Genomic DNA, 12,843 nt, shown 5'->3' on the forward strand with positions numbered 1-12,843 from the left:
TAGTATAATTACATGACTGCATTGAGAATGAGTTAGGTCTTAATTGAGGAGGGAGAACAAGATGGATATAGATAAACTAGTAGTTGAACATCCTATAATAAAGAATATGATGGAGGATAAGGAGGTCTTCTGGCTCAACGACAGAGCCGGGGAGAAGGCAGCCATGCCCTTTGGAATGAAGGATATAGACGATGCGGAGCTGCGCTTGTTACGTTTTGCTCCTTACATCAAGACGGCTTTTCCGGAGACGGAAGCCAGAGGCGGCATAATAGAGTCGCCTTTGACAGAAATCAGTAAAATGAAAACTGTATTGGAAGAAGACTGCGGCCACGAAATACCTGGCCGTCTGTTTCTGAAGTGTGACAGTCACCTGGCCATATCAGGATCCGTAAAAGCCAGAGGCGGCATATATGAAGTCCTGAAGTTCGCCGAGAAAGTTGCCATGGATCACGGAATGCTTAAGGAGACCGATGATTATTCGATCCTTGCTGATGACAAGTTCCGCGAGCTTTTCAGTCAGTACAGCGTAGCCGTTGGTTCTACCGGAAACCTAGGACTTTCCATAGGCATCATGAGCGCCAGACTGGGATTCAAGGTAACTGTACATATGTCTGCCGATGCAAGGCAGTGGAAGAAAGACATGCTCAGGTCCAAAGGCGTCACAGTAGTTGAATATCCTGACGATTATCAGAAGGCAGTAGCAGAAGGAAGAAAAGAAGCAGAGAACGATCCGACCTGTCATTTCGTTGATGACGAGGGTTCTGCAGATCTGTTCCTGGGTTATGCTGTTGCGGCCAAAAGGCTGGTGGAGCAGTTTAAGAGACTTCAGATCAAAGTAGATAAAAACCACCCTGCATTTGTTTACATTCCCTGCGGCGTAGGCGGAGCTCCCGGGGGAGTCACTTTCGGACTCAAGCAGATGTTCGGAAATAATGTACATTGTTTCTTCGCAGAACCTACTCATGCTCCGTGCATGACACTGGGCCTGCTGACAGGACTTAATGACGGAATTTCTGTCGGAGACATAGGAATAGACGGAAAAACAGCAGCCGACGGCCTGGCTGTCGGCAGACCATCGAGACTGGTAGGCTCCATAATGGAGACTCTGCTGGATGGCTGTTATACAATTAAAGATGAAAAACTGTATCCGTTCCTGGCTCAACTTGCCGACAATGAGGATATCTTCATCGAACCGTCGGCCTGCGCATCCTTCGAAGGACCTGCTATGGTATCCTCGGCAGAAGCGTATCTGATCAAGAACAACCTGAAGGATAAAATGGAAAATGCCACGCACATCCTCTGGGCTACCGGTGGAAACATGGTGCCGAAAGAAGAAATGCAGGCATATTACAATATGGGCAAATAATTAAAAACGATCGCTGTAATTTATCATCCCGCGGAGAAATCCTCCGTGGGACTTTTTCTTTTCATCTTTGTCGAAGAAATTTGAATAGTAGTATATGGCTACCTGCAGTTGATCTTCTGTAGCGGTGATCAGGGCGCAGGATCCGGATGTTCCGTCTCTTGGGGATGTAAGGCTGCCCGGGTTGATCAGTGTCAGTCCATGGTAATCTTCATATACTGGAATGTGGGTATGACCGAAGCATACTGCCTTGCACTGGTTTTCTTCGGCAAGGTAGGACAGTCTGTCGTAGTCAAGGTCTACTATTTCTACATGACCGTGGGTAACGAGTATGTTTCCCCAAGGTGTCTCTACTACTTTAAAGTCTCTGTCGCGCTGGCCGTCGCAGTTGCCTTTGACTGAGATGACTGGCGTGGCCAGGTATCCTTCTATGGATCCGGCGTCGCGCTGGTAGTCTCCGCAGTGGATTATGGTGTCTATTTTCTCACCGTCGGCTGTGAGCTGGCTGACTTTCTCGAACATGTCGTAGGTCTTTTCCAGGTGGCCGTGGGTGTCGCTTGTTACAAATATATTCATGTTTACCTCCGAGGGTATTATACAGCAAGAAGGTCAGTCTGTCCATTCTGCGCCTGCTGGTCCTCGTGTGCAGGCAGCCCGCACGGCTCACTCGCCAAGAGCAGAACACCATGCAAACTCGTTGAAGCCTCGGAACCTTTGCAAGGTTCTAAAGGACGCCTCTTACGGTAAAATGTGTAAACGCATTTTACCTATTCCTCGTCCTTTGCTTCAACTTCAGACAGTGCATGGTGTTTAGCTGCTCTTGTTGCTCCTTTCGCCTCGGGCTGCTCTTGCTCCTGCGGAATCGCTGGCGCGGAATGGCAGACTAGATGTGTTGAAAGTGACCTTGGTTTTGGTGAAGTGGCTTTAAGTTTTGATTTCTTCGCCGTCAGGCAGGGTAACGTGCAGTCTTTGCAGGCACGAAAAAAACTGTTGTCATGGCAACAGTTTTTTTCGATTAATGCTAAATTGTGATATGCAGATCGGTGCTAAATAGCGGTTACAGCGCCATTGAACAGTTTCAATGTGATGGAACCATTGATCTGCTGGAGATTATGTACTTTATTTATTACATCTGTTTTGGTTACATTCTCGCCTTCGCAGACATATTCTATCATTTTCTCTACGCCAGTCTTGTTGAATTCCTTACCATTTACTGATGATACCTGTCCGTCTTTCAGTCCCAGCTCCAAATATGCTGGATAATCTACTGTGTTTTTCATTTTCTGCTCCTCCGATTAATATAAATGCTTCAATTATTAGTGCGAATAAAAATTTATCTATTAATATAATTATACAAATCTTGCATACAAAGTCAAGAGGAAACTAATAAAAATCAAAAAGTATTTATTTTTATACACTTTTTGAATCACCACGTAAATGATACTTATTTGTAGTCAAATTCTGAACTTTGTGGTAGTATATAGATGAAATGTTAAAGGTTGATTTGATTTGATTAATGAGAGGTCAAAAGAGTGAGAGAACATTTTGAGGAGAAATATTTCAAGCTGGGCTTGTGTATTTTTGCCGCTGGTGCAGGTATTATCCTGTTCTTCTTTATTGTGAAGGATATTGATGTTATAGGCAAGGCGATAGCTGACTTTAACAGCATATTGACGCCGTTTATCATAGGATTGGTAATGGCTTACCTTTTGTGCCCGCTGTACAATTGGGTAACGCGTAACGTGTACCATCTTACATGCGAACAGGTGAAACCGCGGCACGCATTTATCTTTGCCAAGGTCATTGCAAGCATAGTGTCAATGATATTTTTGCTGGCAATAATGGCCGGAATTTGCGCACTGCTTTTACCGCAGATAATCAAGAGCATAATTGCCATCATAGAGATCCTGCCGGGCAGGATGAACGACCTGACGGCCTGGCTGACAGATACTCTGGGCAATTCCAGATACCCAAAGCTGGCCGATAATGTGGACAGCGCTATACAGAGCATATACGATTACCTGATGAAGTGGATAAATGCTCACATTCTTCCGGGAGTGGGCTCATATATTGCCAAGATATCAGAAGGCGTCATACTGACGCTGAAGACTTTCCTCAACATAATCATCGGTATAGTTGTCTGTGTTTACTTCCTTAACAGTAAAGAGAAGTTCAAGGCAGAAACCAAGAAGACGGTAATTGCCACTTTCAGAAAGGACAAGGCAGATGCCATATTTGATTTCGGCAATTTTATTAATCGTACATTTGGCGGATTCATCAACGGTAAGATCATAGATTCCATAATAATAGGGTTCATTTGCTACTTCTTCATGATGCTGTTCAACTGGCCGTATCCGGCACTGATATCAACGATCATAGGCGTGACCAATATCATACCTTTCTTCGGACCTTTTATCGGAGCCATACCTACGTCCATAATAATCTGCGTCATCAATCCGATCACTGCCGGCGAGTTCATAATATTCGTATTCTGCCTGCAGCAGTTCGATGGAAATATACTGGGGCCTAAGATCCTTGGCGGAACTACAGGCCTTGCAAGCTTTTGGGTAATGTTCGCCATCATTCTGGGAGGCGGCATGTTCGGCTTCATCGGTATGATACTTGGAGTGCCGGTCTTCGCCATTATCTACCACTATTTCAAACTGCTTGTGGAGAAAAGGCTGGAGAAGAAAGGATGCCCTTACGAGACGGCGGATTATGAAGAATTCAATAAATACGATATAAACAGGAAGGATATCCGTAAGAAATGAAAATAATGAAAAATGTAGACATGAGCAGGTATACTACTTTCAGGGCCGGAGGCAAGGCTGATGAAATGGTCATTCCGGAAACCGCGGAAGAACTCGTGGAAGCACTCAATGAAATAGAAGAAAAGAAAGTACCGTATATCATGCTGGGAAACGGCTCAAACACGCTGGTCAGGGATGGCGGATTTCACGGCACGGTGATAAAGCTGGGCGAGAGATTTAACAAAATTCAGATTGACGGATCTGCTGTCTTATGCGGCAGCGGGGCTCTTATGTCCTCTGTTGCAAAAGCAGCCCTGGCGGCTGATCTTGCGGGATTTGAGTTTGCCAGCGGCATACCGGGCAGCATAGGCGGCGCAGTATTTATGAATGCCGGTGCTTACGGTGGAGAAATGAAAGATATCATAGTAAGCGCTACGGTAATAGACGGACAGGGCGGCGGAATCAAAGAGATATCTGCGGCGGACATGGATCTGTCGTACAGGCACAGCGCCTTCCAGGGCTCAGGCGACATAATCACACAGGTCAACCTTTGTTTAGCCAAGGGCGACCACGCTGATATAGCTGAGCGCATGAGAGAGCTGGCAGAAAAACGCAACACCAAACAGCCCGTTCAGTATCCCAGTGCAGGCAGTTTTTTCAAACGGCCGGAGGGCTACTTCGCCGGGAAACTTGTTCAGGATGCAGGCCTTAAGGGACTGACAGTAGGCGGCGCACAGGTCTCAGAACTCCACAGCGGGTTCATTATCAACAGAGGCGGTGCCACAGCTACGGACATAATCCAGTTGATGCATCTGGTGCAGAATGCAGTTTACGATAAGTTCGGGGTGAAACTCGAACCGGAGGTACGAATAATTGGAGATTGATTGCAGCAAATACAGAATGAAATATGATCTGCATACTCATACGACCTATTCCCACGGATTCATCAAGCCACACGGAAAAGGCACAATGGAGGAAAATGTACGGGCGGCCATAGCAGCCGGCCTCGACGGCATAGCCATATCGGATCATGGGCCGGGGCATATTTTCTACGGGCTGAAAAGGCAGCTTTTGCCTGAAATGCATGAGGAAATAAAGAGGCTGAGACGGGCTTATCCGCAGATCGATATATATTTCAGCGTTGAAGCCAATCTTATGGAAAGCGAAAATAATCTGGATGTCAGCCACGAGGAGATTGGTGATTACGATTTCATTCTTGCAGGCTACCATTACGGAGTCTTTCATGGCCACTGTATGGCCAATTTCATGAATAATAAGAAACTATCGGGAAAATCAGTGAGGGACAAACTCCTTGAGCTGAATACGGAAATGGCCGTGGGAGCCATCCGCAAGAACCAAATCAAAGTCCTGACCCACCCGGGCGACAAGGGACCTTTTGATATACATGAAATAGCTAAAGCCTGCGCAGACACAGGAACACTGATGGAAATCAGCACCTGGCACAGTCACCTGACCGTAGAAGAAATAAAGATAGCAATGAAGGAAGATGTAGGATTTATAATAGACAGCGATGCCCACACGCCGGACAGAGTGGGCAGCTTCGCCGGCGGACTATCCCGTGCGGCAGAGGCGGGACTTGATCTGGACAGGATAGTAAATGTAGAGGAGATCAGATAATGGGCGGTGCCGAGAAAATGAAGATAGTGCTTATAACGGGACTTTCCGGAGCAGGGAAGACTCATGCGGCCGACTGGTTCGAGGACCAGGGGTATTACTGCATCGACAATATGCCTCAGTCACTTATCAAGAACTTCCTGGAACTTTCAGCAATGACGACTAAGGAAATCGACAAGGCTGCCTTTGTTGTAGACATCAGGAGCGACGAATTCTTCAAGGGCATGAAAGACACCTTGGACTACCTTGACAGTCTGGAAAAGGTGGACTTCAAGGTTTTGTTCATAGAAGCCTCAGACAGCACTTTGCTCAAACGCTTCAACGAGACACGGCGTAACCACCCACTGGCCGAAGGCCTGACTAACCGCAGCGTCATAGAGAAGGAAAGGGAGATGCTGTCGGCCTTGCGAGACAGGTCTGACTATATAATCGATACGACTAATCTCAAGGTGGCAGAATTCAATACCCAGATGGACAATCTATTCGCTGAACAGGGAGACGGTAAAGGCAAGCTGGCCTTGAACCTGGTTTCCTTCGGATATAAGTACGGCATCCCTCAGGAGATGGATATGGTCTTCGATATGAGGTTCCTGCCTAATCCATATTACGTGGCCAGTCTCAAGCATCTGACGGGAAATAATAAGAAGGTGTCACAGTATGTCCTTAAGCATGACATAGCCAAGACATTCATTGACCAGTTGGACAAGCTGGTGAACACCGTTGCGCCTTACTACAAGAAGGAAGGCAAGTACCATCTGAACATAGCCTTCGGATGCACGGGAGGCCAGCATCGTTCGGTTACTATGGCCAATGAAATGGCCCGGATTTTTAAGAATGAAGGTTATCGCGTAACTCTTGAACACAAGGAAATTTAGTGATATAATCAGTTTGTGTCCTGCAGAGGGCACATGCGTGTATCATCACGCGATTTGAGTAGTTTAATTGATCAAAATATTTATTCAAAGGAGATTTTTACCATGGAAAAACTAATTATCAGTGCTTGCATATGCGGCGCAGAGGTTACTAAGGAGCAGAATCCTAACGTTCCTTACACAGTTGAAGAAGTAGTAAGGGAAGCCAAATCAGCTTATGATGCTGGAGCAGCTTTGATCCATCTTCACGTAAGGTGGGACGACGGAACTCCTACACAGAGCAAGGAAAGATTCCAGGAGTGCGTTGACGCTATCAGAAAAGAATGTCCAGATGCAATCATCCAGCCTTCGACAGGCGGAGCAGTTGGCATGACAGACCTTGAGAGACTTGAGTCAACAGACATCACACCGACACCTGAAATGGCTACATTAGACTGTGGAACATGCAACTTCGGCGGCGACGATATATTCGTAAACACAGACGACACTATTGTTAACTTTGCTAAAATCATGCAGGAGAAGGGCATCAAGCCTGAACTTGAAGTATTCGACAAGGGCATGATCGATACAGCTCTGAAAGTTGCAGACAGAAAAGGTCTGCTGAATCACCCTATGCACTGGGACTTCGTTTTGGGCGTACAGATGACAGCAACAGTAAGAGACCTGGTTTACATGGCTGAGTCAGTTCCAGCAGGTTCAACATGGACCGCTACAGGAATCGGCAAAACCGCATGGGATATTGCAGCAGCAACTATCGCTATGGGCGGACATGTAAGAGTTGGTTTCGAGGACAACCTGTATCTGTCAAAGGGCGTACTCGCAAAGAGCAATGGAGAAATGGTTGCTAAGGCAGTTGAGATAGCTAAGCTTCTCGGCAGACCAGTAGCTACACCGGCAGAAGCAAGAGAGATCTTGGGTCTGGCTCCACTGAAATAGGTAGAGTGTGTACACGGATGGCCTTCGGGTCATCCGTTTTTTTAGAACAAAGGGGAACTTGTGTATGTCTTTCTCAACTGAAACAAAAAATGAACTTTCCAGGGTCGAGCCGGAGAAGAAATGCTGTCAGCTGGCAGAGATTGCCGGCTTTGTTCGCGTTGCAGGGAGTATACGCCTGGTGGGCGGCGGCAAGTTCAAGATAGTCATCACCACGGACAATCCTGCTGTGGCCAGGCATTATAAGAAACTAATCAAAGAGTATTTCCAGGTTGACACTGAGCTGGAGATCGGAGCGGCAGCCGCCCTGAAGAAGGGCCATACGTATATGCTGACCATAGATCCGGAAATGCGCAGTGAATCTATACTCAGAGAGACGGGTATACTTCTGGTCAGGGAAGGAAACAACTATATCAGCGATGGCATATATGACGATATAGTCAAGACCAAGTGCTGCAGGAAATCCTATGTAAGAGGAATATTCATGGGAACGGGAACTGTCAACGACCCGGAGAAAAGCTACCATCTGGAGGTGGTATGCTCCAGCGAGAAGCTGGCCAGAGATCTTAAGCGGCTAATAAACACCTTTGAAGACCTGTCGGCTAAGATCGTAGAGAGAAAAGGCAAGTACGTAGTCTACATGAAAAATTCTCAGTATATCAGCGATACCCTTGCTATTATGGGAGCTCATTCTCAGGTATTGAAGTTCGAGGACACCAAGATCAGGAAAGAACTTGTCAATGAAACTGTAAGGATAACCAACTGCGATAACGCCAATACGGACAGAGCACTGGATGCTTCTCAGCGCCAGATAGAGGCCATACATAAGATCGAGGATAAAGTTGGTCTGGGCAGGCTGCCGCAGAAGCTTGCTGAGCTTGCCGAACTTCGCATGAACAACCCGGAAGCCAGTCTTACTCAGCTTGGTGAGATGATGGATCCTAAGCTGAAGAAGTCCGGCGTAAACAGCAGAATGAAGAGGATAATAGATACTGCAGATAAATTATAGTCTGACTATTTATACACATTCGGAAATCTGACAAAAAAATATGCAATTTTTCAATGTTGCCTAAAGTTTAGGCAACATTCTTTTTTTGATTATTTAGTATAGCTGCCTTCGGGAATATAATTGAACCATAGTTAGTATGTTATGAAGGGAGAGACGGAAAAGAATGGAAAAATTTGCAAAAGGAGTAGTTAAGCATAGAAAGATAATCATAATTGTCTATCTGGTGCTGATGATACCTGCCGTTATTGGTATGGTCAACACCCGGATCAATTATGATATGCTATCTTATCTACCAAAGAATCTCGACTCTGTAAAGGGGCAGCAGATCATGCTGGATAATTTCGGCAAGGGCGCTTTCTCCTATATGCTGGTCGAGGATAAAACTCCCGCTGAATGCGCAGAGCTTCAGACTAAGATCGAGGCTCTGGATCATGTAGACTCAGTACTCTGGTACAATACCTTACTGAGCACGGATGTTCCTATGAGTATACTTCCAAACAGTCTGTACAACAGATTCAATAAGGATGGAAGCACACTTATGGCAATTTTCTATGATGAAGGCACATCGGCGGATTCTACCATAGCGACTATTGGTCAGGTGAGAAAGATCGCCGGCAGTCATGCGTACCTTAACGGCATGTCAGCCCTGGTTAAGGATCTGAAAGACCTGTGCGAACAGGAGGAAGCTAAGTATGTAGCTATAGCAGTCATTTGTTCCATAGTCATCATGATGTTGTTAGTAGATTCCTTTGTGGTACCGTTCATATTCCTGTTCAGTATAGGTATGGCAATACTATTGAATATGGGTACCAATATATTCCTTGGGAATATATCATTTATCACCCAAGCCCTGGCCGCGGTGCTACAGTTGGCGGTCACCATGGACTTCTCTATATTCCTGTGGCATGCCTACGAGGAGGAACAAGACAATTACGAAGACAAGAAGGTGGCAATGGAAAAGGCCATTGTCAATACACTTACGGCTATTGTCGGAAGTTCCCTTACTATGATAGCGGGCTTCCTGGCCCTTTGCTTCATGACTTACACTCTGGGCGCAGATCTTGGTATCGTAATGGCGAAGGGTGCTGTCTTCGGAGTCATAGGTTCGGTAACATCATTGCCGGCATTACTGTTGGTTCTGAATCCTATCATTGAAAAAGCAAGGCACAGATCCCTTATTCCGGATGCCACCAAGTTAGCCGGATTCATAGTGAAGAAGAGCTGGATATTCATAATAATATTCTGCGTTGTAGTCGGACCGGCATATTACGGTTACACCCATACCAAACTTTACTATAACATGGGAGCTACGTTGCCTAAGAGCATAAACTTCATGGTATCCAATGAAAAGGTAATGAATGACTATGACATAGGTACGACTCATATAGTATTGGCCAAGAGTAATCTGAGCGCTGCCGCCGGTCGGTCTATGGCCGATGATATCCAGAATGTCAAGGGAGTCAAGGATATAGTAAGTTATGATTATCTTCTTGGAAATCAGATACCGCAGGAGGCTTTGCCAAGTTCTATAGCTAATATTTTCAAGTCTGGCAAGTATCAGATAATGCTCATAAATACCACCAAGGATTATGGTGTTGCAACGAGTAATGTCAACAAGCAGTTGACTAAACTCAACAGTATAGTCAGAAGTTATGACAAGAAGGCAACAGTTATCGGCGAAGCCGCCGGTACCAAGGATCTGATGAGTACCACCAGCCACGACTTCAAAGTCGTAGACTTCGCATCACTGATAATGATACTGGTGATTTTGTTCGTAGTACTGCGATCCTGGACATTGCCGATAATCCTGGAGGTATCCATATACTTCGCTATTTTGATAAACCTGGGCATACCGTTTTATACGGGTACGACCATAGTATTCATAGCGCCGATCGTGCTCAGCACCATTCAGCTGGGCTCGACAATAAACTATGCGATACTGCTCACGACCAGGTACAAGCGAGAACGGCTGGATGGCAACAGCTCCGATGATTCTCTGATAACATCCATATCCACGTCGCTGCCGTCTATAGTGACAAGCGCCGTCGGATTCTTCGGATCTACTTTCGGAGTATCACTATACTCGAATATAGACATAATCAGTTCTCTTTGTGCACTGATGGCAAGAGGAGCCATAGTCAGCATGTTCGCAGTAATATTCGTACTGCCGGCATTCCTGAAACTCTTCGATAAACTCATCATCAAGTCAACTAAGAGTCTGAGACTTAAATATGGAAAGACAAATAAGAAGGAGGTCGCAACAGCATGAGAAAGTTGTTTAATAATAGTAAAAGATTAAAAGCGCTGGTGATAACATTGATAATCACCACCATATCGCTCTTCGGCGTAAGTTATTCGGTATTCGCCAAGACCACAAGCGGAAGCGTCAATGATGGAGCCACGACTACATCGTCAACGCCGACGGATGCGGAAAATGTATATGTAATGACTAAGGCCAACGGTAATGAGTACCAGCGCATAGTAAGCGCTGACGGCACCCTCCATTACAAAGGCTACGACAGCTATACCCTGCCGGTGTCCATGAAAATAAGTTACACTTTGGATGGCAAATCTATAACCCCTAAGGAGCTGGCAGGCAAAAGCGGTCATGTGGTGATCCACATCAGTTACGCGAATAATATCAGATCAGGCGGAGTCAATGTGCCGTTCCTGGTTCTGACAGGTCTTGCTATGGATGATGAGCATTTCTCAAATATTTCCGTTGACAATGGCAAGACCATGGATGATGGTTCAAGAAATATCGTAGTTGGATTCGCGCTTCCGGGTATGCAGAGCAGCTTAGGCGTAAGCTCCGGCGACTTGGATATCCCTGAAAGCGTGACAATCAGCTGCGATACGGATAAATACAGCGTAGATACTATGTACACTGTGGCCACCAGCCAGGTGTTCAAAGACATAGATATGAGCGATGTCAGCAGCCTGGGGGATATCAAGTCCCAGCTGTCTAAACTGACCAGCGGCATCGATCAGCTGGTTTCAGGCATCGACCAGATAAACAGCGGAGCTTCACAGCTTTCTAACGGAGTCAAATCTCTGGATACTCAGTTGAAGACGCCTCTTACTGCAGCGGCCGGAAAGTCACTTAAGGCACAGGCCAAGGCTTCAGTTGTAGCCCAGTTCGGCAGCAAGACCGATTCCAAGAGCTATTACAATCAGATAAAGAATCAGGCAGCAACGACATTCTATGATACTCTGACAAACCAGAGCAATATTACGGCAGCTCAGAAACAGGTTTTGGCCAATCTGAATGCCAGTGCCATAGCGTCAAGCGCAGCCAGCGCCGCAGCATCTTCGGCCCAGGCACAGGTCGACAGCAACGCAATGTTTAAGACTGGAACTGGTGATTTGTGGAAGTCAGTTTATGCAGCAGCGACACAGCAGTATATTAAAGCATATTTGAGTGATACCACAGTTAATGAACAAATGGCATCACATATTACTGCATTAACTGAGCAATTAAAGATTAAGAACGTAGACCCGACGGATGCAGAAAATTATGCTAAAGCCTATATCACATCACAATACACAGAAAATGCTAAAACTGCGGCAGCAAATGACACATCGACCAATGGACCAGCCTATATAGCTACATCATCGATGAACACCATCAAGTCAAGCATCGTCGGCGCGGCATCAAGTGCTGCCAGCGGAACGGCATCATCTGTTTCACAGCAGGTAGCATCCAAGGTAACTGAAAGCGTCATCAAGAGTGTCGCCTACAGTGCTAAGGACACAGTAGGAACCAGCCTCGCTGATTCAGTAGAACAGGCAGCTATTTCGGCAGCCCAGTCAGCAACGACTACAACTGTAGCAAGCACCAAGCTTACTATAGCCAAGAATATAGAGTATCAGGGATTAGTATCCGGAGCCAGTGAATTAGCAGCAGGAACCAATACCTTGAAGACCAGTGTTGACAGTATGGTCGATCAGGTCATGGGTAAACTCTCCAAACTCTCCAAGAGCGATTTAACTTCAATTATAAAGAACGCGGAGTCAATATCCAGCGCTGCTAAGAGCTACAATAGCTTTGGCGGCAATGGGTCTTATAACTCAGTTACTTTCATCTACAAAGTAGATGAAGTTTCTCCCAAATAATACTAACTAAAGAAGAGACCGCAGGTGCTTATAGCATCGGCGGTCTTTTCGATTTCTTAACGGTACTAAGATAGTACTGATGGAGCCATACCCTACGGGTGATATATGTTAACTCAAGTGAGTTTACACACAAATATGGACTTGACCAAGTAAACATATTCACAA

General features: G+C 45.9%; 11 protein-coding genes. 9 read left to right on the forward strand and 2 right to left on the reverse strand.

Features of this window, described 5'->3' with window-relative positions; genetic code table 11:
- The first annotated feature begins 61 nt into the window (after positions 1–61).
- Entirely contained in the window at positions 62–1,366 is a 1,305-nt protein-coding gene (locus EV211_RS04125) for a D-serine ammonia-lyase (RefSeq protein WP_133528168.1), read from the forward strand.
- Here EV211_RS04125 and EV211_RS04130 read toward each other — a convergent pair whose 3' ends face one another.
- Together EV211_RS04130 and EV211_RS04135 are read right to left on the reverse strand one after the other, a co-directional pair.
- Complete coding sequence (locus EV211_RS04130) at positions 1,367–1,939, reverse strand: metallophosphoesterase family protein (protein ID WP_133528169.1); 573 nt, start codon at positions 1,937–1,939, stop codon at positions 1,367–1,369. It abuts the gene before it with no gap.
- A gap of 470 nt (positions 1,940–2,409) precedes the next feature.
- Entirely contained in the window at positions 2,410–2,643 is a 234-nt protein-coding gene (locus EV211_RS04135; protein WP_133528170.1) for a hypothetical protein, read from the reverse strand.
- 252 nt (positions 2,644–2,895) lie between these two features.
- On the opposite strand from EV211_RS04135, the gene EV211_RS04140 reads away from it, so the two are divergent.
- From EV211_RS04140 to EV211_RS04175, 8 genes are all read left to right on the forward strand, one after another.
- Entirely contained in the window at positions 2,896–4,134 is a 1,239-nt protein-coding gene (locus EV211_RS04140; protein WP_133528171.1) for an AI-2E family transporter, read from the forward strand.
- Complete coding sequence (murB, locus tag EV211_RS04145) at positions 4,131–4,997, forward strand: UDP-N-acetylmuramate dehydrogenase (protein ID WP_133528172.1); 867 nt, start codon at positions 4,131–4,133, stop codon at positions 4,995–4,997. The genes EV211_RS04140 and murB overlap by 4 nt, the downstream gene beginning before the upstream one ends.
- Complete coding sequence (locus tag EV211_RS04150) at positions 4,987–5,751, forward strand: PHP domain-containing protein (RefSeq protein ID WP_133528173.1); 765 nt, start codon at positions 4,987–4,989, stop codon at positions 5,749–5,751. The genes murB and EV211_RS04150 overlap by 11 nt, the downstream gene beginning before the upstream one ends.
- A gap of 17 nt (positions 5,752–5,768) precedes the next feature.
- Positions 5,769–6,623, forward strand: coding sequence for an RNase adapter RapZ (gene rapZ / locus EV211_RS04155; protein ID WP_133528174.1), 855 nt, complete (start codon positions 5,769–5,771; stop codon positions 6,621–6,623).
- Between the two features lie 102 nt (positions 6,624–6,725).
- Complete coding sequence (gene kce, locus EV211_RS04160) at positions 6,726–7,556, forward strand: 3-keto-5-aminohexanoate cleavage enzyme (RefSeq protein WP_133528175.1); 831 nt, start codon at positions 6,726–6,728, stop codon at positions 7,554–7,556.
- A 64-nt stretch (positions 7,557–7,620) separates the two neighbouring features.
- On the forward strand, positions 7,621–8,562 hold the full coding sequence (gene whiA, locus EV211_RS04165) for a DNA-binding protein WhiA (protein WP_133528176.1): 942 nt from the start codon (positions 7,621–7,623) through the stop codon (positions 8,560–8,562).
- A gap of 163 nt (positions 8,563–8,725) precedes the next feature.
- The gene (locus tag EV211_RS04170) at positions 8,726–10,831 is read left to right on the forward strand and encodes an efflux RND transporter permease subunit (protein WP_133528177.1); all 2,106 of its coding nucleotides are present in this window, start codon (positions 8,726–8,728) and stop codon (positions 10,829–10,831) included.
- The gene (locus EV211_RS04175; protein WP_133528178.1) at positions 10,828–12,678 is read left to right on the forward strand and encodes a hypothetical protein; all 1,851 of its coding nucleotides are present in this window, start codon (positions 10,828–10,830) and stop codon (positions 12,676–12,678) included. The genes EV211_RS04170 and EV211_RS04175 overlap by 4 nt, the downstream gene beginning before the upstream one ends.
- Positions 12,679–12,843 lie beyond the last annotated feature (165 nt).

Source organism: Aminicella lysinilytica, assembly GCF_004362975.1.
In the GTDB taxonomy this organism is placed as follows: Bacteria; Bacillota; Clostridia; order Peptostreptococcales; family Anaerovoracaceae; genus Aminicella; species Aminicella lysinilytica.